The organism is Pseudomonas sp. Irchel 3E13 (genome assembly GCF_900187455.1).
In the GTDB taxonomy this organism is placed as follows: Bacteria; Pseudomonadota; Gammaproteobacteria; order Pseudomonadales; family Pseudomonadaceae; genus Aquipseudomonas.
In genome coordinates this window covers 20,079-46,185 of record NZ_FYDX01000015.1, presented here as the reverse complement: position 1 = coordinate 46,185, position 26,107 = coordinate 20,079, and the positions used below count along the sequence as shown (strand labels likewise).

General features: G+C 65.4%; 22 protein-coding genes, 1 pseudogene and 2 riboswitches. Of the genes and pseudogenes, 20 read left to right on the top strand and 3 right to left on the bottom strand.

Annotated features, from left to right (window positions below):
* The first annotated feature begins 100 nt into the window (after positions 1–100).
* Positions 101–1,801, top strand: coding sequence for an amidase (locus tag CKW37_RS24265; protein WP_095158761.1), 1,701 nt, complete (start codon positions 101–103; stop codon positions 1,799–1,801).
* Between the two features lie 57 nt (positions 1,802–1,858).
* Here CKW37_RS24265 and CKW37_RS24260 read toward each other — a convergent pair whose 3' ends face one another.
* Positions 1,859–2,125 carry a hypothetical protein gene (locus CKW37_RS24260; RefSeq protein WP_095158760.1) on the bottom strand — a complete coding sequence of 89 codons (267 nt, stop codon included), beginning with the start codon at positions 2,123–2,125 and terminating at the stop codon, positions 1,859–1,861.
* Positions 2,126–2,384: 259 nt separating this feature from the next.
* Between CKW37_RS24260 and CKW37_RS24255 the strand changes: the two genes are divergently transcribed.
* The 3 genes from CKW37_RS24255 to CKW37_RS24245 all read left to right on the top strand — a co-directional run bounded on the left by CKW37_RS24255 (position 2,385) and on the right by CKW37_RS24245 (position 6,433).
* The gene (locus tag CKW37_RS24255) at positions 2,385–2,900 is read left to right on the top strand and encodes a sigma-70 family RNA polymerase sigma factor (RefSeq protein WP_095158759.1); all 516 of its coding nucleotides are present in this window, start codon (positions 2,385–2,387) and stop codon (positions 2,898–2,900) included.
* Positions 2,897–3,865 carry a FecR domain-containing protein gene (locus CKW37_RS24250; protein WP_256587848.1) on the top strand — a complete coding sequence of 323 codons (969 nt, stop codon included), beginning with the start codon at positions 2,897–2,899 and terminating at the stop codon, positions 3,863–3,865. The genes CKW37_RS24255 and CKW37_RS24250 overlap by 4 nt, the downstream gene beginning before the upstream one ends.
* 108 nt (positions 3,866–3,973) lie before the next feature.
* The gene (locus tag CKW37_RS24245) at positions 3,974–6,433 is read left to right on the top strand and encodes a TonB-dependent receptor (RefSeq protein ID WP_095158757.1); all 2,460 of its coding nucleotides are present in this window, start codon (positions 3,974–3,976) and stop codon (positions 6,431–6,433) included.
* 45 nt (positions 6,434–6,478) lie between these two features.
* Here the strand turns inward: CKW37_RS24245 and CKW37_RS24240 are convergent, their stop codons facing one another.
* Positions 6,479–7,489: a hypothetical protein gene (locus CKW37_RS24240; RefSeq protein WP_256587847.1), complete on the bottom strand. Its 1,011-nt coding sequence runs from the start codon at positions 7,487–7,489 to the stop codon at positions 6,479–6,481.
* Positions 7,490–7,586: 97 nt separating this feature from the next.
* Between CKW37_RS24240 and CKW37_RS24235 the strand changes: the two genes are divergently transcribed.
* The 15 genes and pseudogenes from CKW37_RS24235 to CKW37_RS24165 all read left to right on the top strand — a co-directional run bounded on the left by CKW37_RS24235 (position 7,587) and on the right by CKW37_RS24165 (position 24,608).
* Complete coding sequence (locus CKW37_RS24235; RefSeq protein WP_095158756.1) at positions 7,587–8,654, top strand: YafY family protein; 1,068 nt, start codon at positions 7,587–7,589, stop codon at positions 8,652–8,654.
* A gap of 341 nt (positions 8,655–8,995) precedes the next feature.
* Positions 8,996–10,021: a hypothetical protein gene (locus tag CKW37_RS24230; protein WP_095158755.1), complete on the top strand. Its 1,026-nt coding sequence runs from the start codon at positions 8,996–8,998 to the stop codon at positions 10,019–10,021.
* A gap of 85 nt (positions 10,022–10,106) precedes the next feature.
* Positions 10,107–11,120 carry a hypothetical protein gene (locus CKW37_RS24225; protein WP_256587846.1) on the top strand — a complete coding sequence of 338 codons (1,014 nt, stop codon included), beginning with the start codon at positions 10,107–10,109 and terminating at the stop codon, positions 11,118–11,120.
* A 48-nt stretch (positions 11,121–11,168) separates the two neighbouring features.
* A pseudogene (locus CKW37_RS24220) lies at positions 11,169–11,333 on the top strand (transposase); the annotation flags it as partial.
* Positions 11,334–11,516: 183 nt separating this feature from the next.
* Positions 11,517–11,616: riboswitch (guanidine-I (ykkC/yxkD leader) on the top strand.
* A gap of 59 nt (positions 11,617–11,675) precedes the next feature.
* Positions 11,676–12,740 carry a putative urea ABC transporter substrate-binding protein gene (locus CKW37_RS24215; protein WP_095158754.1) on the top strand — a complete coding sequence of 355 codons (1,065 nt, stop codon included), beginning with the start codon at positions 11,676–11,678 and terminating at the stop codon, positions 12,738–12,740.
* 22 nt (positions 12,741–12,762) lie between these two features.
* A complete protein-coding gene (locus tag CKW37_RS24210) occupies positions 12,763–13,578 on the top strand; it encodes an ABC transporter permease (RefSeq protein WP_095158753.1) in 816 nt (271 codons plus the stop codon).
* Complete coding sequence (locus CKW37_RS24205; RefSeq protein WP_095158752.1) at positions 13,575–14,375, top strand: ABC transporter ATP-binding protein; 801 nt, start codon at positions 13,575–13,577, stop codon at positions 14,373–14,375. Before CKW37_RS24210 ends, CKW37_RS24205 begins: the two co-directional genes overlap by 4 nt.
* Positions 14,376–14,377: 2 nt before the next feature.
* Positions 14,378–15,106 (top strand): urea amidolyase associated protein UAAP1, encoded by a 729-nt coding sequence (locus tag CKW37_RS24200; protein WP_095158751.1) that lies wholly within the window; start codon positions 14,378–14,380, stop codon positions 15,104–15,106.
* 9 nt (positions 15,107–15,115) lie between these two features.
* Positions 15,116–15,751: an urea amidolyase associated protein UAAP2 gene (locus CKW37_RS24195; protein WP_095158750.1), complete on the top strand. Its 636-nt coding sequence runs from the start codon at positions 15,116–15,118 to the stop codon at positions 15,749–15,751.
* Positions 15,752–15,907: 156 nt separating this feature from the next.
* Positions 15,908–19,465: an urea carboxylase gene (gene uca / locus CKW37_RS24190; protein ID WP_095158749.1), complete on the top strand. Its 3,558-nt coding sequence runs from the start codon at positions 15,908–15,910 to the stop codon at positions 19,463–19,465.
* A gap of 121 nt (positions 19,466–19,586) precedes the next feature.
* Positions 19,587–19,789: riboswitch (cobalamin riboswitch) on the top strand.
* 147 nt (positions 19,790–19,936) lie between these two features.
* Positions 19,937–20,953: an ABC transporter substrate-binding protein gene (locus CKW37_RS33060; RefSeq protein ID WP_095158748.1), complete on the top strand. Its 1,017-nt coding sequence runs from the start codon at positions 19,937–19,939 to the stop codon at positions 20,951–20,953.
* Entirely contained in the window at positions 20,953–21,993 is a 1,041-nt protein-coding gene (locus tag CKW37_RS24180) for an iron ABC transporter permease (protein ID WP_095158747.1), read from the top strand. The genes CKW37_RS33060 and CKW37_RS24180 overlap by 1 nt, the downstream gene beginning before the upstream one ends.
* Positions 21,990–22,781, top strand: a complete 792-nt coding sequence (locus CKW37_RS24175; protein ID WP_095158746.1) for an ABC transporter ATP-binding protein — start codon at positions 21,990–21,992, stop codon at positions 22,779–22,781. Before CKW37_RS24180 ends, CKW37_RS24175 begins: the two co-directional genes overlap by 4 nt.
* 16 nt (positions 22,782–22,797) lie before the next feature.
* Entirely contained in the window at positions 22,798–23,235 is a 438-nt protein-coding gene (locus CKW37_RS24170; RefSeq protein ID WP_095158745.1) for a pseudoazurin, read from the top strand.
* Between the two features lie 38 nt (positions 23,236–23,273).
* Positions 23,274–24,608 carry an OprD family porin gene (locus tag CKW37_RS24165; protein ID WP_371864336.1) on the top strand — a complete coding sequence of 445 codons (1,335 nt, stop codon included), beginning with the start codon at positions 23,274–23,276 and terminating at the stop codon, positions 24,606–24,608.
* Between the two features lie 222 nt (positions 24,609–24,830).
* On the opposite strand, the gene CKW37_RS24160 is transcribed toward CKW37_RS24165, so the two are convergent.
* Entirely contained in the window at positions 24,831–25,337 is a 507-nt protein-coding gene (locus CKW37_RS24160) for a GNAT family N-acetyltransferase (protein WP_095158872.1), read from the bottom strand.
* 116 nt (positions 25,338–25,453) lie between these two features.
* Here CKW37_RS24160 and CKW37_RS24155 point away from each other — a divergent pair, with 116 nt between their 5' ends.
* Positions 25,454–26,074, top strand: a complete 621-nt coding sequence (locus CKW37_RS24155; RefSeq protein ID WP_095158743.1) for a tetratricopeptide repeat protein — start codon at positions 25,454–25,456, stop codon at positions 26,072–26,074.
* The last annotated feature ends 33 nt before the right edge of the window (positions 26,075–26,107 follow it).

Here is a 26,107-nt window from a genome sequence, read left to right as displayed (position 1 = left end):
CACAACGGGGTATCGAACGAGATAACAATTTGAAAAGCCTGATGTCCCTGCGTGAGGGAAGCACTTTCCCTGTTACCTGTCAGTCACCGGAGCAAGCTGCATGATCGAGGTCACCGAAGTTTCCATTGCCCAACTGCGTGCCGCGCTCGAATCCGGGCAAACCACCGCGGTTGAACTGGTCAAGGCCTACCTTGCCCGGATCGATGCCTACGACGGCGCCGACACGCCCACCGCACTCAACGCGGTGGTGGTGCGCAACCCCGAAATCCTCAAGGAAGCCGAAGCCTCCGACGCCCGCCGCGCCCGGGGTGAAACCCTCGGCCCACTGGACGGCATTTCGTACACCGCCAAGGACAGCTATCTGGTCAAGGGCCTGACCGCCGCGTCCGGCAGTCCGGCCTTCGCCGAGCTGGTGGCCTATCGCGACGCCTTCACCATCGAGCGCCTGCGGGCTGCCGGGGCGATTTGCCTGGGCAAGACCAACATGCCGCCCATGGCCAACGGCGGCATGCAGCGCGGCGTTTATGGCCGCGCCGAAAGCCCGTACAACGCCGGTTACCTCACCGCGCCGTTCGCCTCCGGTTCGTCCAACGGTGCCGGTACTGCCACCGCTGCGAGCTACTCGGCCTTCGGCCTGGCGGAAGAAACCTGGTCCAGCGGTCGCGGCCCGGCCTCGAACAACGGCCTGTGTGCCTACACCCCGTCGCGTGGGGTGATTTCGGTTCGCGGCAACTGGCCGCTGACGCCGACCATGGACGTGGTGGTGCCCTACGCACGGACCATGGCCGACCTGCTCGAAGTGCTCGACGTAGTGGTCGCCGAAGACAAGGACACCCGTGGCGACCTGTGGCGCCTGCAAACCTGGGTGCCGATCCCGAGCGTTGCCTCGGTGCGCCCGGCCTCCTACCAGGAACTGGCGGTGGGCGCCGGGGCCCTGGCCGGCAAACGCCTGGGCGTGCCGCGCATGTACATCAATGCCGATGAACTGGCCGGCACCTCGGAAACACCAGGCATTGGCGGCCCGACCGGCCAGCGCATCAACACCCGCGACTCGGTCATCGACCTGTGGACGCAGGCGCGCCAGGCCCTGGAAGCGGCCGGTGCCGAAGTGATCGAAGTGGACTTCCCGCTGGTGTCCAACTGCGAAGGCGACCGTCCGGGCGCACCGACCGTGTTCAACCGCGGCATCGTCTCGCCGGAGTTCCTGCACCATGAACTGTGGGACCTGACCGCCTGGGCCTTCGACGATTTCCTCCAGGCCAACGGCGATCCGAAGCTCAATCGCCTGGTGGATGTCGACGGGCCGAAGATCTTCCCCCACGATCCCGGCACCCTGCCCAACCGCGAAGGCGACCTCGCCGCCGGCATGGACGAATACGTGAAAATGGCCCAGCGCGGCATCACCCCGTGGAACGAAATCAGCACCGTACCCGACGGTCTGCGTGGCCTGGAGAAGACCCGCAAGATCGACCTGGAAGACTGGATGGACGAACTGAAGCTGGACGCGGTGCTGTTCCCGACCGTGGCCGACGTTGGCCCGGCGGATGCCGATGTGAACCCTGAGTCGGCGGATATCGCCTGGAGCAACGGTGTCTGGGTCGCCAACGGCAACCTCGCGATTCGCCACCTCGGCGTGCCGACCGTCACCGTGCCGATGGGCGTGATGGCCGATATCGGCATGCCGGTGGGGCTGACTTTCGCCGGTCGCGCCTATGACGACTCGAACCTGCTGCGCCTCGGCGCGGCGTTCGAAGCCACCGGCAACCGGCGGATGATTCCGCCACGTACGCCGGTGCTGTAATAGCGCAGGCAACCGCGACGGTTCGGGGGCGCCGGACCGTCGCGGTCGCTGCAACGATTAACGTCCTTGAGCGCCTGCCCCATCCGCCCGCCGCGCGGCATCGACGCCGGCACTGGTCAGCTTGATCGGAAAGGTCACCGACGGTTCATGGTCCTGCACGGTCACCGGGTTGCCGTGGATCAGATTGCGTTCCTGCAGGTGTTTGAGCGTCCCGGCCACGGCCTTTTCGCCGCGGTAGTTGTCGAGGATTTCCTTGCCCAGTCCTTCCGGGTGCGCGTGCAACAAACGGGTCAGGACTTCACGCTCCAGTTCATCATTGCTCATGAATACCTCTCTGCCCTGCGGGCTCGATTGGGGATGGTCGACATTTTTGTGACCACCTCGAACGGGCAGAGATTCATTCGAAAATCAGCCCGCGGCTGAAACCCTTAGAGCTTCCAGCAGTTCGCATACCGGGTGGTCTCAGCCCTGCCCCGTCGATCTGGGACATTTCCCACCCGGCTCAATAGCCGTAACAAGTCATTGCAAACCCCGCTACAACAAGGTGAGAATTGCAACCAATTCTCATTAGTGATGTTTTCTCATGCCCGCCGACGATATCGCCCTGCGTTCCGCCGTCCATGACCTCTACGCCTCCCATTGCGGCTGGTTGCGTGGCTGGTTGCGCAAGCGTCTGGACAACAGCAGCGATGCCGCCGACCTGGCCCAGGACACCTTCGTGCGGGTAATCAAGGCGCGTCAGGCCCTGGACATCCGCGAGCCGCGGCAGTATCTGAGCACCGTGGCCAAGGGCCTGGTGATCGACCTGTTCCGCCGCCGGGCACTGGAGCACAGTTACCTGGAAGCCCTCGCCGCCCTGCCCGAGCGTGAGCATCCGTCCCAGGAAGAACAGGCCATCGTCCTGGAGACCCTGGTGGAGATCGACCGCATGCTCGATGCCCTCGGCGACACGGTGAAGCAGACCTTCATCCTGTCCCAGTTCGAGGGCCTGAGTTATCCGAAGATCGCCGAGCGCCTGGGTATTTCCCTGCGTACGGTAAACAACCATATGGCCAAGGCCGTCGAGCATTGCTGCCTGGTGCAGATGGGCCTGCTGTGAGCGAGCCGCGGCCCGTTCTCGACCCGGCCGAGCGCGATGCCCTGCGCAGCGCGGCGCAGTGGTACGCGCGGCTGACTTCGGGCTGCGAGTCCGAGGCCGAGCGCCAGCAATGGCAGCTCTGGCACAACGCCGACCCGCTGCATCGCCAGGCGTGGCAGCAAGTCGAACAGGTGCGGCGGATGGTCGAGGGCGTACCGGGCAAGGTCGCCGCGTCTGCCCTGCGCAACGCCGGGCAGACACGCCGGCGGGTCATGCGCCAGTTGCTGGTGTTGGCCGGCGTCGGCGCGCTGGGCTGGCGGACCTGGGACAGCGACTGGCGCATCGCGATGACCGCCAGCTACCACACCGGCGTCGGCGAACAACGCCGCCTGACGCTGGCCGACGGCAGTTCGCTGCTGCTCGACAGCCATTCGGCGCTGGATGTGGCGTTCGACAACGACCGCCGCCTGCTGCGCCTGCTCAGCGGCCGGCTGCTGGTGGAAACCGCGGCGGACTCACTCGGTCGCCACTTCCTGGTGGAGACCGCGCAAGGCCAGGTCCACGCCCTCGGCACGCGTTTTACGGTGCAAAGCGACGACGCCTGGTGCGAGGTCGCGGTGCTGGAAAAAGCCGTGGAAGTGCGTCCGGCGCTGAGCCCGCAAGTGCTGCGCCTGGAGGCCGGCCAGCAGGTGCGTTTCGACCGCGCCAGCCTCGGCGCGGCGAGCATCAGCGACGCTGCGGTCGCCTCTTGGCGCAACGGCAGCCTGATCGCCATCGAGCGGCCGTTGGCCGATCTGCTCGCCGAGCTGTCGCGCTATCGCCATGGCTGGCTGCGTTGCGATCCGGCTATCGCCCGGCTGAAGATTTCCGGCGCCTTCCCGCTGGACGACACCAACCGCGCATTGGCGGCGCTGGAAAGCGGCTTCGGCCTGCGGGTGGTGCGACGCACCGATTACTGGGTCACGGTGCTGCCCGCCGACGCCTGAGCGTCCCACGCGGAAAATAATTTCAGGGGCGTTGCACGATTTGCTTTTCCCGCTCGGCCAATCCTCGACAAGTGCCGTTTGCACGGCCTCATTTGGGGGAGGAACACCATGAAGTACCCGCACGCACGCTTGCTGAAACCCGTGGCCGTGGCCATCCGTCTCGGGCTTTGCGCCATTGCTGTCGGCAGCCTGCCAGGCGTCGTCAGCGCCGCCGAAGTCAGCGCCGAGCAGCATTACCGGATTGCCGCCGGCAGCCTGACGTCGGTGCTCGCCGCTTTCGGTTCGGCGTCCGGCACCGCCATCTCGTTCGATGCCGCCTTGACCGCAGGCCGCCAGTCCGCCGGCCTCGACGGCCGCTACAGCGTCGCCCAGGGCTTCGCCATTCTGCTGCAGGGCAGCGGCCTGCAAGCGCTGCCGCAAAGCAACGGCAGCTACGCATTGCGGCCACTGCCCAAAGCGGACGGCTCGCTGGAACTGGGCGCCACCACCATCAACAGCGCAGCCCTCGGCGCGACCTCCGAGGGCACCGGCGCCTACACCGTCGGCCAGAGCGCCTCGGCCACGCGCATGGACCTGTCGCTGCGCAAGACGCCGCAATCGGTCAGCGTGGTGACCCGCCAGCAGATGGACGACCAGGGCCTGGTCAACCTCGCCTCGGTGCTGCAACAGACCCCCGGCGTCACCGTCAACCGCGAGAACTCCGAGGGCTATACCTACTATTCCCGCGGCTTCGAAATCCAGGCCTTCCAGTACGACGGCATTCCCAGCCTGAGCACCGACGGCGGCAACGTGCGCGACAACTACAGCATCGGCAACTCGCTGATCTACGACCGCGTCGAAGTGCTCAAGGGGGCTACCGGCCTGGTCAACGGCATCGGTTATCCGTCCGGGGTCATCAACCTGGTGCGCAAGCGCCCGACCCGTGAATTCCAGGGCCATGTCGGCGCGGGTGCCGGTTCCTGGGACCGCTACAGCACCGAGCTGGATATCTCCGGCCCGCTGGTGGACAGCGGCGCGCTGCGCGGGAGGATGGTCGCTGGCAGCGAGCAGCACGACAGTTTCATCGACTACCAGAAAGGCGAGCAGCAGGTTTTCTACGGGATCCTCGAAGCAGACCTGAGCGACGCCACCACCGTCAGCGCCGGGTTCGATTACCAGAAGAACAACAACGACGCGACCAGCAACGCCCACCTGCCAGTGTTCTACAGCGATGGCCGGCGGGTCGATCTGTCGCGCTCAAGCAACCCCGCGGACAAGTGGGCCTACCGCAACCAGGACACCTCGCGCGGCTTTATCGGCATCGAGCACCGTCTGGACAACGACTGGATGCTCAAAGCCACCGCCACCTACCGCAAGTACAAATCGCGGGAAATCCTCGCCGGGCTGTCGGCCGCGCATATCGACCCGGCCACAAACACCATCGACCACGGTTTCTATTACGGCGGCGCCTCGAAGTTCGATACCGACACCGAGGAAAAGTCCTTCGACGTGTACGCCAAGGGGCCGTTCCAGCTCTTCGGCCGCGACCATGAACTGGTGGTCGGCTACAACTATTCGAAGACCGATGCCGAATCGCGCCGTACCGATGGCACCACCGACGAGACCGTCAACCCGTTCACCTGGAACAACAACGCCACCTACCCGACCGACTGGGCGTGGTGGTCGACGCAGAAAATCGATGCCACGCAGAAGGTCAGCTACGCGGCCGTAGTGCTCAAGCCCACTGATGCCTTCAACGTGATCCTCGGTGCCCGGGTCAACGACTATGACTGGACCCTGAGCAGCCTCAACGCGCTCGGCAGGACCCGCAGTTACCCGACCAGCAACCGCGGCGAGGTCATCCCCTACGCCGGCATCACCTACGACCTGAACGAGCAGTACACCGTCTACGCCAGCTACACCGACATCTTCAAACCGCAGCCGTACAACAAGGATGCCCGCGACAATCCGATCGACCCGCTGACCGGTGAAAGCTATGAAGTGGGGATCAAGGGCGAGTACTTCGAAGGCCGCCTCAACGCCAGCCTGGCGCTGTTCCAGCTCAAGCAGGACAACCTCGCCGAAAGCACTGGCCGGACCAACAGCGCGGGCAATGCCGAGATGCGTCCGGTATCGGGGGCGACGACCAATGGTGTGGAACTGGAGATTGCCGGCGAGCTGCTGCCGGGCTGGAACATCAATGCCGGCTACGTCTACCAGGCGTCCTATGACGCCGACCATGTGCGCGTTGCCACCACCCAGCCGCAGCACCTGCTCAAGGCTGCCACCAGCTACCGCCTGCCGGGGGTGCTGAACAAGGCCACCGTCGGCGGCAATGTGCAATGGCAGAGCGCGAGCTTCTTTATCGACGACAGCTTCGACGAGCAGGTCGGGCCGCAGAAGCTCAATCGTGGCAGCTACGCGGTGGTTGGCCTGCTGGCCAGTTACGATTTCACTGACGAGCTCAAGGGCACGGTGAACCTCAACAACCTGTTCGACCGGGTGTATTACAGCGGTATCGGCAACTACAACACCGCCTATTACGGTGACCCGCGCAACGTGATGTTCAACGTGAAATACAGCTTCTGATGCAAGGCGTGGGGGCCGCCGACGCGGCCCCTCCTGCCCCGCGCGTCACACTCGCCCGCTGTTGTTCTGCCGCGCCGCCTTGATCATTTCATCCAGTTGCCCGATCAGCTCATCGGCGTCGATCTCGACAAAATCCTCTTCCGCCACCGCCAGAATCCGTTGGGCGAATTCGTCGCTGTATTCCTGCACACCGTCGTCCGTGCCCAGGTCATAGCCGATCATGAAACACGCGGCCTCCAGCGCCCGCAGCGGTGTGACCGGCCCGGTCACTCGATTGAAACGGCTGTCCGCCGCTGCCGGATGCGCCAGCACCGCACTGAGCAGCCAGCTTGCCCGCAGGTTCCACAACGCATGGTGATGCCCGGCGCGCAGGCGCTTGAACTGCAGGTGCGGGTTGCCCGGATTGCGCTGCTTCGGCGCGGCGCTGTTGACCCCCTCCTTGGCCGCCGCCCAGGGGAAGCACAACTCGGCCGGGACCCAGGCCAGGTGCTTGGCCTTGCAGTACTTGACCACCAGCCAGCCCAGCGCCGCCGCCACGCGGCTGTCGTAGATCAGGAAGTCTTCACAGAGCAGCGAGTAGACCTTGGTCATCCCGGAGTTGAAACGCAGGCCCTTGTCGCGCAGTACCGGCGCTTGCGGATCGCCGGCGTCGAGCGCCGCCTTGACCGTGTGCAGGGTCTGCGCCAGGCCCTGCTCGTTGGTCTTGAGCCAGTCGGCATTGCGGGCACTGACGCCGCCCCAGGCCATCACGTCCAGCGAGGCCAGCAGGCTGCGTGCATCATCGCCGCTGGCCGCCAGCAGGTCACGGCGCAGGGCGTCGAGGGCGATGGCGTTGCTGCGTGGGCAGTCGCCCGCATCGTAGTCCAGGCGCTCGTTGCCGGGATGGTTCCAGCGGTAGCCTTCGAAGGCGTCGAACAGGTCGCTGCACTGCCAGATGGATGCCTTGCGGCGATCGACGTATTGGTGGCGGAACAGCGAAACCGATTCAAGCTCGGTGGCCAACCAGTCGATAAAACCGGCAACGTGAGTAGCAGCGAGGTAGGACTGACGCTTCATGTAATGCTCCTGTGGGCTGGCGCAGGCACTATCGCCTGTCAGCCCGGGTATGAAAACAGCCAGCCTTCCCACTTTTTGTCCAGGTCCGCCAGATTCGATGAAAAATTTTGAAATTCGCCGCGAGCGGCTTCTCCAGGCGCTGGGCCGCCAACAGCAAGCGCAACCCGCCTCGACCCTGTTCAAACTGATGCACGGCGCTGACAGCGAATGGTCCGGCTCGCTGAAGACCATCAATCGCGACCTCGAATGGCTCGAAGGAAAAGGAGTGGTGCAGCCTGAGGAACAGGGCAACGGCCTGCCGATCCTGTGGCGGATCAGCAAATACCAGCATGAGCTCAAATTGCTGCCGATCGAGGCCATGACCCTGTCGGCGATCTTCGATCATGCCGAACGCTTCGGGCTAAAGACCCACACCGAACAACTGACCGAGCTGCGCAACTTCGCCATCCACGTGATGAACCATCAGACCCCGCGCGGGATTGATCTGGGCCGGCGCATCACCTCTGGCACCCGCTTCATGGTGCTGCGGCCCGGGCGCTATGACGCCGCGTTGCTGACCCGTCTGCAACAGGCGATTTTCCGCGACGAGCCACTGGCCGTGACCTACCGCCCACGGGACGCGGATGATGCGCTGTGTGTCTATCAACTCAAGCCGCTCGCCCTCTCCCACCAGGATTCCAACACCTACCTGTCGGCGCTGGTGGCGGAAGAGCAGTGGCTTGATGGTTATCAGCCAGACCCGCAAAAACCGCGCGGCAAATACGGCAGCAACGGACCGGGCGAGTTGTGTGCGTTGATGCTGCACCGCATCGTCGCGATCGACACGGGTCGGGTGAACATCGCCGATCCCGAGGGCTACGACGTGCATTCGCTGGAGGCCCAGCGGCACTTGATGACCTTGCATGGCGACGGCGAAATCCGTCTGGAACTGCGCCTGGGCGCCAACCTGTACAACCGGTTGTGGGAGAACCCGCTGACCGATGATCAAGTGTTGCAACCCGATGGCGCCGAGCACTGGAAACTGACCTGCAACCTTCTCGACAGCCAAGGCTTGCGCTTGTTTCTGCTGAGCAACGCGGCGGACATCGAAGTGCTGGGGCCGGTGGGATTGCGGGAGCATGTGCGGGAGATGCTGCGCAAAGCGTTGGCGCGGTATTCGCGGTGAGTCAATTCGCGAGCAAGCTCGCTCCTACAGAAACTGCGGACCTGTAGGAGCGAGCTCGCTCGCGATGAGGCCACGCCAGGCAACCGGGCTGTATCTGCCGGCTCATCGCCGGCAAGAGCGGCGCCCACAAGATCTTCGCTGATCTCAAAATCGAAGCATTGCACCGAACCTGTGCGAGCTGGCTTGCGAGCGATGAGGCCACTTCAACTGAAACGCTTCAAGGCCCGGTTCAGAGGCCTTTCCGAGTGATAGCAAAATGCAACTTTCACTCGCCTCAGGTCCTTGGCGCCGGTATCTTGTCGCCGAACCGGAAACCGGTCTTACCAATACGAGGATACGAAGTGAGCTTTATCATCTTTCTGCTGACGGTCGCTGCCGGCTACGCGGCATTCAAGCGCAAATCGGCGCTGGCCTTCGCCGGCGCGGGTGCTTTGGCGGCCTTCTGGTTCATCTATGAGTCCGAAATCGATCTGATGTACAACATCGAAATCGTCACCTCCTACCGCTGGCCTTGGCTGGCCATTGGCGCCGCGATCGGCTACGTCGGTTTTTCGATCTGGCAGCGGGGCAAATCCGGGCGCACCGTGTTCGGCGACAGCGCCAATGCCCTGGACGACATGCAACTGCTGGTCGGCCGCGTGCTGGACACCAGGACCAACCACACCGTGTTCAGCAACACCCACGTCCAGCAGAACGCCTTCGGCAACCTGGAGAGCCACACCAGCCATGACGTGCAGGTCAGCCACAACACCTGGCTGTACGACATCAACCGTGACACCGACGTGACCTACTCCGGCAACGGCAACCTGCAGGCGCGCCCTGGCCATATCTTCGGCACCATGAGCTGGAAAGGCCGCAGCTTCCTCGACATCAACTACTCCACCAGCAAGAAATTCGTCGATACCGGCACCAAATACCATCCCGTGGCCTCGCTGGTCTGGGGCGGCATCCTGGTGGTCTTCGGCTGGGCGATGTTCCCGCTGTTCGCGCTGATGTCGCCGATGGTCTGGGCGGGCTGGATCAACTGGAACGGTAATGGTGGCATCTACACCAAGAACGTCGTGCCGGGCTCGCACAAGATCGAAGCCCTGCTGACCTACGGCGGTGGCCTGATCTACCTGGCGGCCTTCGCGTACATGCTGACGCAACGCCGCAGTGACGACGTCGTCACTGCACTGGTGGTCGGCTACGCCGCACTCACCGCCCTGCACTACTTCGTGGTGAAGAAGATTGCACAGTCTCAGGAAGAGCTGATTGCGCGTGGTGAGGCCGAGCTGGACAAGCTCTACGCCAGCGGCATGGCGCGCCAGAATGCGCGGGCGGCGGCAGAGGCACAGGCTGCTCAGGCGGCGGTCGTAGCGTCCTGATTGCGCTTTTTGTGTGATACAAAACGGCATCCTTCGGGATGCCGTTTTTCTTACTTCAAAAAATCTGGGCTAAGGACGACCAAAGATGAGCGAATCCCCCTTTCTCAAATACAAGGACGCCCTCGTCCATGACCATCGGGCGTCCGCTAGGTGTTTACGCGCGATCGTACTGTCGATGCAGGAGTGTTCCGGCTATACCGTCAACGCGGATGATCTGGCACAGCTCAGCCCGGAACATTTCGAGGCAGCGCAGGCCCTGTTGAAGGTTTACAAGGAAGGCTTGAGTACAGACCGGGAGGCCATGAGTGTGCTCCGAGAAGTAGCGAAGAACTGGCCGGACTACCGAAACGTCCCTTATGGCCTGTACCCGTTCCCCGACCCGGAGACGGTGTTCGTGGATGATCAGGCCGACCTCATCGAGCACTTGCAGCCGTTTTTCGGCATTGACCTGAGTGTGGTGAACCCAGAGTGGTCGGGCTATCTGACGATGTTGGGGCCGCTGGAGCCCACCGAGCATGAGTACGTTGGCCGGGCGACCGAAGATACCCCGTGGCATAACCGGTTGTTGCACACCAACTGGATTGGTTTCAAGGTCGAAGACGGACGCTACCGACTGATGGGTGATCGCCGTTATTTCTTCCTGCATGCAGGTAACGAGCACCTTGCTGATCCGTATGTCGAAGCGCGGGAAAGTTTGCAGGCTCATTATTCTGACCAGAAAGCGGCTTTTGAGGCGGCCCGAGAGAAGTATCGCGAATCAGGCTTGCTGTTTTGCCCGTCGGAGCTGGCGAGGAAGGTGCCCCTGCACCGGGTTGAGCAGATGACATTCGTCGAGCAGATTGGCGGTGTGGCGGACTTCATGAAGTTCCCGGTGTCCAGCCTGACGCTGGGTTATGCGGAATGTGAGAAGAGCGGGATTACGGCGGGGTATCCGTGTAGCCCTGCGGGTAATCCGTTCCATCATGTGGCCAGCGTGCCCGCGCATCACTACCAGAGTTGGGGGGCGGATCTGGTGATGATGTTTTATGAGCCGGTGGAGGGGTTGGTGTTGTTTGGGTTTTGTTGGTCGAGTCGTGAGAGTAAAGAGGGCTTGGGGTGAGGTTTCATTAAGTTCGCGAATGCTCGTGAGTTGCGGCATTCGCAGAGGCTTGCAGCACACCCGCGCTACCAGGTCCATTTCACACCGACCTCGGCATCTTGGTTGAATATGGTTGAGCGCTTTTTCTCGACGTTGAGTGAGAAGTGGATCAAGCGCCAGGCGCACACCAGCGTGAAAGATCTGGAAGAGTGCAATCACCACAACCCAGCACCACAATGCATCACCCCTCCCCACCCACGCCTCATAACCGGGCACCCTCCTCCCCACTCCAACCTCACCAACCCCCCACACCCCACACAATCCGCACCTCCCCCCAAACCCGGCACACCTCTTGCTCTCACCTCTACCGTGCAGGAGTCACCGGCCCACCCCGGCCAAAACAGCACCACAATTCGAGAAATGGACAGCTAGGGTTCCGGCTCGCTTCGGCGAGTGTCTGGTCCGAGAGCTGTCGACCTCCAGCGAGGTTACACGGCGGGATAAAAGCCCGGGAGAAGAGAGCGCCAACGCGCCGCTCGACTCCTGCCCGCCCGATAACCGAACCGGAGGTTTCTCATGCGTACACCCCGTCTGCTCTCTCTGCTGGCCGCGAGCCTCGCCGCCGTGCTGCTGTCCCCGGGCGCTTTCGCCAAAGACCGTTTCAACATCTGCTGGACCATCTACGCCGGCTGGATGCCGTGGGAATACGGCGCCAGCGAAGGCATCGTGAAGAAGTGGGCGGACAAGTACGGGATCGAGATCGAGGTCACTCAGCTCAACGATTACGTCGAGTCGATCAACCAGTACACCGCCGGCCAGTTCGACGGCTGCACCATGACCAATATGGACGCGCTGACCATCCCCGCCGCCGGTGGCGTGGACAGCACCGCGCTGATCGTCGGCGACTTCTCCAACGGCAATGACGGCGTGGTGCTCAAGGGCAAGGGCAAGACCCTCGCCGATCTGCGAGGCCAGTCGGTCAATCTGGTGGAGCTGTCGGTCTCGCATTACCTGCTGGCCCGCGGGCTGGAACAGGCCGGTCTGAGCGAGCGCGATGTGAAGGTGGTCAACACCTCCGACGCCGACCTCGCCGCCGCCTTCAACACCCGCGAGGTGACGGCGGTGACCACCTGGAACCCGATTCTCTCCACCGTCGCCGCCACCCCGGACACCTCGCTGGTGTTCGATTCGAGCAAGATCCCCGGCGAAATCATGGACCTGCTGGTGGTCAACAGCGACACCCTCAAGGCCCACCCCGAACTGGGCAAGGCGCTGGCCGGCGCCTGGTACGAAATCGTCGCGCTGATGCACGACAACGGCCCCCGCGGCCAGGCCGCCCTGGACCATATGGCCAAGGCTTCCGGCACCGATCTGGCCGGCTACAAGGCGCAGTTGAACGCCACCCGCCTGTTCGCGACGCCGAAGGAAGCGGTGGCCTTCGCCACCAGCGCGGCGCTGCCGGAGACGATGGACCGGGTCGCGCGCTTCAGCTTCGACCACGGTCTGCTCGGCGAGGGCGCGCAGAGCGCCGATGCGGTGGGCATGAGTTTCGCCAATGACGTGGTGCGCGGCGATGCCGGCAATCTGCGCCTGCGCTTCGACCCGCGCTACATGCAAATGGCCGCCGACGGCAGCCTCTGAGTCACTGACCGGGATACTCGCCATGCGTCTGATCAACCGTCAGCCCGACCGGGCCGGGCGCCTGCTTCTGGTGCTGCTGCCCTTCGCTCTGCTGCTGTTCGCCTACTTCACCGGGTCGGCGGCGCGGCTCAGCGAAAACCCCAACGACAAACTGCTGCCCGGCGCCGCGCAGATGGTCGACGCCGTGCAACGCATGGCCTTTACCGAGGACAAGCGCACCGGCGACTACCTGCTGTGGAAGGACACCGCCGCCAGCCTCACCCGCCTCGGCCTGGGCATCGGCATCGCCGCCCTGCTCGGTCTGACCCTGGGCATGCTCGCCGGCACCCTGCCGCTGTTCGGCACGCCGCTGTCGCCGCTGCTCACGGTGCTGTCGATGGTGCCGCCGCTGGCGATCCTGCCGGTGCTGTTCATCGTCTTCGGTCTTGGCGAGCTGTCCAAGGTGGTGCTGATCGTCATCGGCATCGCCCCGGCCATCGCCCGTGACCTGGAGCAGCGCGCCCGGGAAATTCCCCGCGAGCTGCTGATCAAGGCGCAGACCCTCGGCGCCAACACCTGGACCCTGTTGCTGCGGGTGGTGCTGCCGCAATTGCTGCCGCGCCTGCTGGTGTCGCTGCGACTGAGCCTGGGCGCGGCGTGGCTGTTCCTGATCGCCGCCGAAGCCATCGCCGCCACCGACGGTCTCGGTTACCGGATCTTCCTGGTCCGCCGCTACCTGGCAATGGACGTGATCCTGCCTTACGTGGTGTGGATCACCGTGCTGGCCTGGCTGATGGACCTGGGTCTGCGCCTGCTGTCGCGCCGCGCCTTCCCTTGGTACGAAGGAGCCCGGCCATGAGCGCCTTTCTCGAAGTGAAAAACCTCTGGCAGGTGTACGGAGATCAGGTGGTGCTGGAAAACCTTTCGCTGAGCGTCGCGGAAGGCGAGTTCTGCACCCTGGTCGGCACCTCCGGCTGCGGCAAGTCCACCTTTCTGCGCCTGCTGCTCGGCCAGGAGCGCCAAAGCCGCGGCAGCATCCTGCTCGACGGCCTGCCACTGGTGGTCGAGCCCGACGCCAGCCGCGGTGTGGTGTTTCAGCGCTACTCGGTGTTCCCGCACCTGAACGTGCTCGACAACGTCGCCCTCGGCCTGGAACTGCCGAGCGCGCCGTTGCTCGGTCGCCTGCTGGGCCGGCACAAGCGCGAAGCCCGCGAGCAGGCGGCGCAACTGCTGGAAAAAGTCGGCCTCGGCCACGCCCTGGACAAATACCCGGCGCAGCTCTCCGGCGGCATGCAGCAACGCCTGGCGATCGCCCAGGCGCTGGTGATGAAGCCGCGTGTTCTGCTGCTGGACGAACCCTTCGGCGCCCTCGATCCGGGTATCCGCAAGGACATGCACGCGCTGCTGCTGGCGCTGTGGCGGGAAACCCGGCTGACCGTGTTCATGGTCACCCATGACCTCAGCGAAGGCTTCAGCCTCGGCACCCGCCTGCTGGTGTTCGACAAGATTCGCCGCGAGGTCCAGGCGCCCAACGCCTACGGCGCGCGGATCACCTACGACATCCCGCTCAACAGCGATCGCCGCGCCGCCCGCAGCGCCCTCGACGCGCTGCCGCCGCGCATCGCCAGCCAATTGCACGCCACACAAGGAGCCTGACCATGACTGCCTCACTGCAACTGCGCCCCACCCTGTACGAGGAAACCGTCCCCGGCGGCGGCCACACCTCGTTCGTGCTCAAGCGCGGGCAACTGCTGCGCATCACTGACCTCGAAGGCGGCGCCAACGCCAGCCTGCTGTTGCTCAACGCCGCTGAAAAAAGCGAGCGGCTGAACCTGCCGGACACCCTCAAGTGCCAGCACACCGCGCGCCTCACCAGCGGCCACTGCCTGTATTCGGACATGGGCCGGGTGCTGGCGGCGATCACCGCCGACACCTGCGGCTGGCACGACAGCCTCGGCGGCGTGCTCAACGCTGACGAGGTGCGGGAGAAATACAGCGACGGCCGCTACCAGGAACTGCGCAACGGCTTCCACCGCAACGGCGTCGACAACCTGCTGGTGGAAATGGGCAAGTGGGACCTGGGCCTGGCCGACCTGCTGATGAACATCAACCTGTTCAGCCGGGTGGACGTGGACGCCGACGGCTTCCTGCATTTCGTGCCGGGCAACTCCAAGGCCGGCGACTACATCGAGCTGTACGCGCCGATGGACACCCTGGTGGTGCTCACCGCCCTGCAACACCCCATGGACCCGTCGCCGAGCTACGCGCCCAAGCCGCTGCACCTGAGCTGGCATCAGGTCCAGGGCGACAGCGTCAGCCTGCTCTGCCGCACGTCGCGCGCGGAAAACACCCGCGGCTTCCACAACACCGAACGCCTGTACGTCTGAGGGCCCGCCATGAACGCGACAACCGAAATCCGTAGCGCCGAGACCGCCGTCTACCAGGCCACCATCGCCGCCGGCGAGCCCTTCATCTGCGAGGTCAAGGCCGGCCAGACCCTGCGCCTGCTCGACCTCGAAGGCAACCAGGCCGTCGACACGCTGTTCTTCAATGCGCGCAACCCGCGCGAGCGCTACGACCCGCAACGCACCTTGCGCAAACAGGGCCGGGTGTACCTCGGCGAAGGCAGCGTGCTGTATTCCAATCTCGGCCAGCCGATGCTGACCATCACCCGCGACCTGTGCGGCCGCCACGACACCCTCGGCGGCGCCTGCGCCCAGGAAAGCAACACCGTGCGCTATGCCCTGAGCACCCGCTACATGCACAGTTGCCGCGACAACTTCCTGCGCGCCAGCCTGCACGACGGCCGCCTCGGCAAGCGCGACATCAGCGCCAACATCAACTTCTTCATGAACGTGCCGGTCACCGCCGAGGGCGGCCTGACCTTCGAGGACGGCCTGTCCGGTCCGGGCAAGTACGTGGAGCTGCTGGCGCACATCGACACCCTGGTGCTGATCTCCAACTGCCCGCAACTGAACAACCCGTGCAATGGCTGGAACCCGACCCCCGCGCAGGTGCTGATATGGAACTGAAACGTTTGCGTCGCTGGCTGTTCTCCCTCTGCCAGAGCCGTGCCGGGCAATGCCTGTCGAGCCCTTCGAAGCAACGCTGAGCGCGTTCAGCCACGGACGACCGTGGCGCAGATGATTACCGGCGGGACGACCCGCCCTCCCCGTTAGGACAGCCTCATGTTCGAGAAGCTGCTGATCGCCAACCGTGGCGCCATCGCCTGCCGTATCCTGCGCACCCTGCGCCAACTCGATGTGCGCGGCGTTGCCGTGTACGCCGAAGCCGACGCCGCCAGCCAGCACCTGCAACAGGCCGACCAGGCCATCAGCCTGGGTGAAGGGCCTGCCGCCAGCACTTACCTGGTGGTCGACAAGATCCTCGCCGCCGCCCGTGACAGCGGCGCCCAGGCCATCCATCCCGGCTACGGCTTCCTCTCGGAAAACGCCGCCTTCGCCCAAGCTTGCGAAGCCGCCGGCATCGCCTTCGTCGGCCCGACGCCGGAGCACCTGCGCACCTTCGGCCTCAAGCACACCGCCCGCGCCCTGGCCAAGGCCCACGGCGTGCCGCTGCTGGAAGGCAGCGACCTGCTCGACGACCTCGCTGCTGCCCATAGCGCCGCAAGCCAGGTCGGCTATCCGGTGATGCTCAAGAGCACCGCCGGCGGTGGCGGCATCGGCATGCGCGTGTGCCGCTCGGCGGCGGAGCTTGAAGACGCCTTCGACGCGGTCAAGCGCCTGGGGCAGAACAACTTCAGCGACGCCGGAGTGTTCGTCGAGAAATACATCGAACGCGCGCGGCACCTTGAGGTGCAAGTGTTCGGCGACGGCCAGGGCGAGGTGATCGCCCTCGGCGTGCGCGACTGCTCGGTGCAGCGGCGCAACCAGAAAGTCATCGAGGAAACCCCCGCGCCGAACCTGCCCGCGGGCATGGCCGAACAGCTCTGCGACGCCGCCATCGCCCTCGCCAAGGCGGTGAGCTACCGCAGCGCCGGCACCGTCGAATTCGTCTACGACAGCCAGGCCGAGCGCTTCTACTTCCTGGAAGTGAACACCCGCCTGCAGGTGGAACACGGCGTCACCGAACAGGTGTGGGGCGTGGACCTGGTGCGCTGGATGATCGAACTGGCCGCCGGCTGCCTGCCGCCGCTGGCGCAACTGATCGCCGACCTGAAACCGAGCGGCCATGCGATCCAGGCGCGGCTGTACGCCGAAGACCCGGGCCGCAACTTCCAGCCCTGCCCCGGCCTACTCACTGAAGTGGCTTTCCCCGAGGCCGATGGCCGCGCCTTGCGCATCGACACCTGGGTCGAGGCCGGCTGCGAAATCCCGCCCTACTTCGACCCGATGATCGCCAAGCTGATCGCCTGGGCGCCAAGCCGCGACCAAGCCAGCGCCGCCCTCGACAAGGCGCTGAGTGACACTCGCCTGTACGGCGTGGAAAGCAACCGCGAGTACCTGCGGCAGATCCTCGGTTTCGCCCCGTTCGCCAGCGGCGAGCCCTGGACCCGTTGCCTGGAACAGTTGCATTACCAGGCCAACACCTTTGAAGTGCTGGCGGGCGGCACCCTCACCAGCGTCCAGGATTTCCCCGGCCGCCTCGGTTACTGGGCGGTCGGCGTGCCACCGTCCGGGCCGATGGACAGCCGCGCCCTGCGCCACGGCAACCGCCTGCTGGGCAATCCCGAAGGCATGGCGGGCCTGGAAATCACCATGAGCGGCCCGACGCTGCGCTTCAACTGCGACGCTGTGGTGGCGGTGACCGGTGCGGCGCTGCCCGTCAGCCTCGACGGCATCGAACAGCCAATGGACACCGCCCTGCTGATCCCTGCCGGCTCGACCCTGAGCCTCGGCGCCATCACCGGCGCCGGCGCACGCAGCTACCTGTGCCTGCGCGGCGGCCTGGAACTGCCGGACTACCTCGGCAGCAAAAGCACCTTCACCCTCGGCCAGTTCGGCGGCCACGCCGGGCGTGCGCTACGCGCCGGCGACGTGCTGCACCTCAATCCGCTGACCGACCGCAGCGCCGGCCAAAGCCTGGCCGACAGCGAACGCACCCGCCTCGCCGCCGTGCGCACCCTGCGGGTGATCTACGGCCCCCACGGCGCCCCGGAATACTTCAGCGCCGAGTACATCCAGACCTTCTTCGCCAGCGATTGGGAAGTGCATTTCAACTCCAGCCGCACCGGCGTGCGCCTGATCGGCCCCAAGCCGCAATGGACCCGCGACAGCGGCGGCGAAGCCGGCCTGCACCCGTCCAACATCCACGACAACCCCTACGCCATCGGTGCGGTGGATTTCACCGGCGACATGCCGGTGATCCTCGGCCCGGACGGGCCAAGCCTGGGCGGCTTCGTCTGCCCGGTGACGATCATCCAGGACGACCTCTGGCAACTGGGGCAGTTGAAAGCCGGCGACATGCTGCGCTTCGTCCCGGTGAGCATCGAACAGGCCCACGCCGGTGACGCGCCGTTCGACGCCACCCACCTCATCGACCCGGTCGTGCTGGATCGCGGCGAAGCCGACAAGCGCCTGGTGGCGCGGCTGTCCGGCGACACCCACCTGCTGCTGGAAATCGGCGCGGCGGAGCTGGATCTGGTGCTACGTTTCCGCGGCCATGCGCTGATGCAGGCGCTTGAGGCCAAGGCACTGGCGGGGGTGATCGACCTGACCCCGGGTATCCGTTCACTGCAGGTTCACTACCAGCCGCAGGTATTGCCGCTGCGTGATCTGCTGGGCATCGTCAGCGACGTCTGGGACGAGGTCTGCGAGCAGAGCGACCTGCGCGTGCCGTCGCGGGTCGTCCACCTGCCGCTGTCCTGGGACGACCCGGCCTGCCAGTTGGCGATCGAGAAATACATGACCACCGTGCGCAAGGACGCGCCCTGGTGCCCGAGCAACCTGGAGTTCATCCGCCGCATCAACGACCTGCCGAACCTGGACGAAGTGCAGCGCACCGTGTTCGACGCCAGCTATCTGGTGATGGGCCTCGGCGACGTCTACCTCGGCGCCCCCGTCGCCACGCCGCTGGACCCGCGGCACCGGCTGGTCACCACCAAATACAACCCGGCGCGCACCTGGACCGCGGAAAACTCGGTGGGCATCGGCGGCGCCTACCTGTGCGTGTACGGCATGGAAGGCCCGGGCGGCTACCAGTTCGTCGGCCGCACCTTGCAGATGTGGAACCGCTACCGCGAGGTCGCCGCGTTCGGTGGCAAGCCGTGGCTGCTGCGCTTCTTCGACCGCATCCGTTTCTACCCGGTGACAGCGGACGAACTGCTGCGGATTCGCCGTGATTTCCCGCTGGGGCGCTACCCGTTGCAGATCGAAGAGAGCGAACTGTGCCTCGCCGATTACCAGGAGTTCCTCGCCCGCGAAGCGGCGGGCATCGACGCCTTCCGCACGCAACAACAGGCGGCGTTCAACGCCGAGCGCGAGCGCTGGATCGCCTCCGGCCAGGCCCATTTCGAAAGCGACGAAGCGGCAGCCCCTGCGGCTGAAGAAGCAGCGCTCGAAGCCGGCCAGCAAGGCGTGGACAGCCCGATCGCCGGCAACCTGTGGCAAGTGCAGGTCAGCGCTGGCGACCGGGTCAAGGCCGGCGATGTGCTGGTGGTGCTGGAGTCGATGAAGATGGAAATCCCGGTGCTGGCGCCGTGCGATGGCCGGGTGGCCGAAGTGCGCGTGGAGCCCGGCTCGCCGGTGCGGGCGGGACAGCGGGTGGTGGTGTTGGCGGATCGCTGAGGCTCGACGCCCCGACAACATCGCTGTCACTGAGGGCCTCATCGCCGGCAAGCCGGCTTGCCAGCGATGAGGCCCTCAACATCACCACCACTCCAACACTGGCCCTGTGCCGCTCTATCCCGTACCATCGCGCCCCGCCGGTTTCCGAAAGGAACTAACAGGGAATTCGTCCGCGCCGCTTACCGGTGCGAAAACGCAACTGCCCCCGCAACTGTAGGCGCCGAGCCTGCTCCTTTTTCACACGCCACTGGGCCACGCCCGGGAAGGCAGGAGCATGGTGATGACGCGCCAGTCAGGAGACCTGCCGGCCAGCAGCATCGCAAACCCGCCGGCGGGGTGTCCGGGAAGGGCATTCCGTTTCCGCACGGCAACCGTTTACGGCTGCCACGCGCACTCACGCGCTTCTTCGGGATGTGTTTTCCAGACCTGTGCCGTCCGCCACGCACACGTTCGAATGGAGATCGCATCCGCATGCCCCTGTCCCGTCTCACGCTCGCCCTGCTCGCCAGCCTCGGCCTCGCCAGCACCGCCCTCGCCGCGCCCACCGCGTACCCGCTGACCATCGATAACTGCGGCACCCCGCTGACCTTCGACCAGGCTCCGACACGCGCGGTCACCATCGGCCAGTCCGGCACCGAGATGTTCTACGCCCTGGGCCTTGAGCAGAAGCTGGCCGGCACGTCGCTGTGGTTCAGCGACGTGCCGGAGCGCTTCAAGGCGCAGAACGCCAAGGTCGAGCGCCTGGCCGACAACGACCCGAGCTTCGAAGCGGTGATCGGCAAGCGTCCGGGCCTGGTGGCGGTGCAGTTCGAGTGGATGGTCGGCCCGCAAGGCGTGGTCGGCACCCGTGAGCAATTCGCCGACCTCAAGGTCCCGGCCTACCTGATGCCGTCCGACTGCGAAGGCAAGGACAACCTCAGCGGCGCCGACGGCACCCGCCTGCAGGCGTTCCAGATCGACAGCCTGTACAAGAGCATCGAACAACTGGCGCAGATCATGGACGTCCAGGACCGCGGCGACGCCGTGGTCAATGACCTCAAGGCGCGCCTGGCCAAGGTCACCGACAACGCCGGCCAGCGCCGCGATCAGGATCAATCGGCAGTGTTCTGGTTCTCCAGCGCCGACCTCGATATCGACCCTTACGTGGCCGGGCGCAAGGGCATTCCCGACTTCATGCTGAACAGCCTGGGCATGCGCAACGTCATCGCCTCCGACGAAGAATGGCCCACCGTGGGCTGGGAAACCATCGCCAAGGCCAACCCGACCTTCCTCGTCATCGCCCGCATGGACCGTCGCCGCTTCCCCGCCGACGACTACCTGAAGAAGCTCGAATTCCTCAAGAACGACCCGGTCACCCGCAACATGGACGCGGTGAAAAACGACCGCATCATCATCCTCGACGCCAACGCCATGCAGGCCAGCCTGAGCCTGGTCGACGGCATCGAGACCCTGGCCGCCGCCAGCCAGAAACTGCGGCAGGGGCACTGATGCCATACGCGGTCGCCCGCCTCGTCCTGCGCCTGCTGGGCCACTCCCTGTGGGTCGGCGCCTTGCTCGCGCTGGCGGTGACGATCGCCGCCAGCATCGGCGAAACCCGCCTCGGCCTGTCCGTGGTGCTGGACGTGCTGGGCAACAAGTTGTGGGGCGCCGGCCACCTGCTGGACCCCATCGACGAAGGCATCATCTGGAACTACCGGTTGCCCCGCGCACTGGTGGCCGGCGCCTGCGGGGCCGGGCTGGCGATGTCCGGCGTGGTGTTGCAGGCGCTGCTGCGCAATCCGCTGGCCGATCCGTACCTGCTGGGCATTTCCGCCGGCGCGTCGACCGGCGCAGTGCTGGTGGCGATCATCGGGGTCGGCGCCGGCACCTTGTCGATGTCCGGCGGGGCCTTTCTCGGCGCCCTGGCCGCCTTCGCCCTGGTGGTGTTGCTGGCGCGCGGTGCACGCGGGGCCGGCAGCACCGGGCAGATCATCCTCGCCGGGATCGCCGGCTCGCAGTTGTTCAATGCCCTGACCTCGTTCCTGATCACCGCCTCGGCCAGCGCCGAGCAGGCCCGCGGCCTGATGTTCTGGCTGCTGGGCAACCTCAGTGGCGTGCGCTGGCCAGCGGTCGGGCTGGCGCTGCCGGTGGTGCTGCTGGGGCTGGTGCTGTGCCTGTGGCATCGGCGCGCGCTGGACGCCTTCACCTTCGGCGCGGACGCCGCAGCGGCGCTGGGCGTTCCGGTGCGCCAGGTGCAGATCGTCCTGGTGGCGTGCGCGGCGCTGATGACTGCGGTGCTGGTGTCCATCGTCGGCTCCATCGGCTTCGTCGGCCTGGTGATTCCCCATGCCGTGCGCCTGCTGGCTGGGCCGCGACACACCCGCCTGCTGCCGTTGAGCGCGTTGTGCGGCGCGCTGTTCCTGATGGCGGCGGATGTGCTGTCGCGCACCCTGATCAAGGGCCAGGTGCTGCCGATCGGGGTGATCACCGCGCTGGTCGGCGCGCCTGTGTTCGCCCTGATCCTGATCCGGGGGCAACGTTCGCGATGAATGCCTTCGAGCCGACACAGCACTGCGCCGCCCTCGCCTGCACGGGCCTGGGGTACCAGATCAAAGGCACGCCGCTGGTGGCGGAGGTGGACCTGCTGGTCCGCCCCGGCGAAACCCTCGGTATCGTCGGGCCCAACGGCTCGGGCAAGTCCACCCTGTTGAAGTTGCTCGCGGGTCTGCTCAAGCCTCACAGCGGCGAAGTCCGGCTCAACGATCATCCGCTGGCGAAGCTGCGCCGTGGCGAAATCGCCCGGCTGCTGGCGGTGGTGGAGCAACAGGCCAACACCGATGACGCCATCAGCGTGCGCGACGCCGTCGAGCTGGGCCGCACGCCCTGGCTGTCGGCGCTGTCGCCATGGAGCGCGGCCGATGACGCCATTGTCGCCCAGGCCTTGCAGGCAGTGGCCATGGCGCACCTGGCGCAGCGCACCTGGCACAGCCTCTCCGGCGGCGAACGCCAGCGCGTGCACATCGCCCGCGCCCTGGCCCAGCAGCCGCGCATCCTGCTGCTGGACGAGCCGACCAACCACCTCGATATCCAGCAGCAACTGAGCATCCTGCATTTGGTGCGGGCACTGCCGGTGACCACGCTGATCGCCCTGCATGACCTCAACCAGGCGCTGGACTGCGACCGCCTCGCGGTGATGCAGCACGGCCGGCTGGTAGCCCTCGGCACGCCGCTGGAAGTCCTGACCCCACAACGCCTGCACGACACCTTCGGCGTGCACGGCCATTTCATTGACGATCCGCTGGACGGCAGCCGCTTCCTGCGCCTGCGTCCGCGCTGATTTTTCGAGGTATCCGATGCACGTTCTTTCCAGGCTGGCGCTGCTGGCCCTGCTGTCCAGCCCCATGGCCGTGGCCGAAGTCCACGAAGTGAAAATGCTCAACCGCGGCGCCGCCGGGGCCATGGTCTACGAGCCGGATTTCCTGCGCCTGCAACCCGGCGACAGCGTGCGCTTCCTGTCGTCCCAGAGCGGCCATAACGCCGCGACCATCGACGGTCTGCTGCCCGCGGGCGCCGAGCCGTTCAAAAGCAAAATCAACCAGCCGCTGGAAGTGACATTCGACGTTCCGGGTTTCTATGGCATCCAGTGCAGCCCCCATGTGTCGATGGGCATGGTCATGGCGATCCAGGTCGGTGAGCCGGGCGCTGCGGCGCCAGTGCCGCCCGCCAGCCTCAATCTCCGCGCCAGCCAGCGCCTGACCACCATCATCCAGCGCGAACTGCCGCCACGCTGAATCGCGTTTTTTATCTGCTACGGAAGGATCCGCCCGTGATCAAGCTCCACCACCTCGCCCTGGCCCTCGTGGCCCCGGCGTTGGCTCATGCCGAATCGGCCCAGGACCAGGCCAACGGCTTTATCGAAGACAGCACCTGGCTGCTGCTCAACCGCAGCGTGTTCGACCAGCGCGACTACCGCCATGGCGGCCGCAGCAACGGCGCGCGCAACGCCTACAAACCCCGCGACCAACGCAACGGCGCCGCCGAAGAATGGGCTTACGGCCTGATGGGCAGCGTGCAATCGGGCTTTACCCAAGGCACCGTCGGGGTTGGCGTCGACGCCCACCTCTACTACGCACAGCAACTGGACAGCGGCGGCGGCCGCGCCGGCAAGGTGCGGTTGCTGGGCCTGGACAACGAAGGTCACCCCAAGGACAACGCCGCCCGCGGTGGCGCGGCGGTCAAACTGCGCTGGTCCAACACCACCCTGAGCTACGGCGAGCAACGGGTGAAGACGCCGGTCTTCAGCTCCTCCGACAGCCGCCTGCTGCCGGAAACCGCCACCGGTTTTTTCCTCACCAGCCAGGAAATCCCCAACCTCAAACTGGTCGGCGGCCACTTCAACGAAAGCACCGACCGCAACGCCTCCAGCCATGACCGCGGCTTCGTGGTGAACTACTCCAACGGCAAACAGGGCAATAGCTTCGACCTGGCCGGCGTGGTCTACGACGGCGTGCCGGGCCTGGTGACCAGCCTCTACACCTCGCGCTACGAAGACAGTTGGCGCCAGCACTACCTCAGCGCCAGCTACCGCAAGCCGCTGGCCGGCGACCGCTCGCTGGGGCTGGACCTCAACCTCTACCGCACGAGCGACACCGGCAAGGCGCTGTCGGGTGACATCGACAACACCACCTGGAGTTTGATGTCGAACTACCGCAGCGGCGCCCACACCTTCAGCCTCGGCTACCAGGCCGTGGACGGCAACACGCCGTTCGACTACGTCACCCGTGGCGCCATCTTTATCAGCAACGCCGTGCAACTGTCCGACTTCAACGCGCCGAACGAACGCTCCTGGCAGGCGCGCTACGACCTGGCGATGCAATCCTTCGGCGTTCCCGGCCTGGTGTTCAGCGCGCTGTACGTGCGCGGCAGCGGGATCGACGGCAGCCATGTCGATCCGCGGGGTGGCTATGCCTGGCTGGGTTATGGCGAGGGTGGCCGGCATTGGGAGCGGGATCTGGAAGCGCGTTATGTGGTGCAGAGCGGTCCGGCGAAAAACCTCGCGCTGTCGCTGCGGCACAGTGTGCACCGCGGCAATGCGGCGCAGGCGGAGACGGATGCCGATCAGGTGCGGTTCGCGGTTGAGTATCCGTTGATTGGTGGGTTCTGAGGGGGCACGACGCGGAACCTGTAGGAGCGGCCGTTAGCCGCGATGGGCCGCGCAGCGGCCCTGAATCCATCCAGCACATTGTTTCTGGCGGGTTGGGATCTCACATTCAGACATCCTCAAGGTTGAAAGAAATGCCGGATGTAGACAGCCATCTCGTGCTGGATGGTTTTGGGGCCGCTGTGCGGCCCATCGCGGCTAACGGCCGCTCCTACAGGTACCGCGTCAAGCCAGACCCCATTCCATATGCGTAGTCCGCCAAACCGGATCGTCCTCCACGTCCACAATCCGAAACCCCCGCCGCTGCCAGAACTCGATGGCACCCGGCAAAAACGGATGGGTGTGCAGGTACAACACCTCCACGCCCTGCTCCACCGCCAACGCCTTCAGCGCCTCATACAACCGCCGCGCCAACCCGCCCCGCCGGTACGCCGGCTCGACGAATAAGCGCACCACCTCAACCACCCGCCGCCCGCGATAGTCGAGCTGGGCAAAGCGGTGGTCATACGGCAGGTAACCAATGGCCGCGACAATACGTTCGCCGTCACGGGCAATCAGAAAACGCCCCTGCGCGGGCGCCTGGTAGCTACCCGCAAAATCCGCCAGATCAGTCGGCATCGGCGAATCCGCCAGCATCGGAAAGATCACCGCGCGGGCAGCCATGACAAAAGCCACCGTCTCGGCAATAGAGCCCTCGCCCGGCGCCTTGATGCGGACATCCACCGCACTCATGTCAATAAGCCACAAAAAAAGCCCGGATTTGCTTGACCCACTCCAGAAACCTCCCATTAAATCCGCGAACTCTAACAAAAACATCGGCCGCCGCCCGGCATCTTCAAGGACGCCCCATGCTCAGCACCGTCATCGATAACGCACGCGTCCTCGAACTCAACAACCAGGCCGTGCATTACAGAAACCACGGTTACCTGGACAAAGCGCAAGACTGTTTCCTCGAAGCACTGGCCCTGGCCGAAGCCATCGACGGTTTCGATCCGGCCAGCCTGGCGACCGTGCGCAACGGCCTGGCCGGCCTGCGCTGGGCGCAGCAGCGGCATGCCGAAGCGCTGGCACTTTACCTCGACGTACTGCGCAGCCGCGAAGCGCTGTTTTCCCCCAGCCACATGGTAGTCGGGCAGAGCCTGCAAACCCTGGGCAACTGCTACCTGGAACTGGGCCAACTGGCGCAAGCTGCGCAGGCGCTGGAGCGCGCCGTGCAGGTCTACCGCGAAGACACCCCCGACGACCTCGCGCCCGTCGGCGCCTGCCTCGCCTCGTTGGGCGTGGCCCACCTGCAACAAGAGAACCTTCCCCAAGCGCACAAGGCGCTCAGCGAAGCCCTCGGCATCTATCAGGTACAAAGCCCGCGGGATGAACAGATCATCGCCGCGCTCGGCGAGCAGTTGAAAGCCATCGAAAGCCGCGGCAAAGGCGCGTGGTGGCGGGTTCTGGGGAGGCGGCGCTACCGCTGACGCACAATCCTGAGCACGGTCGGCCAAGAAGGA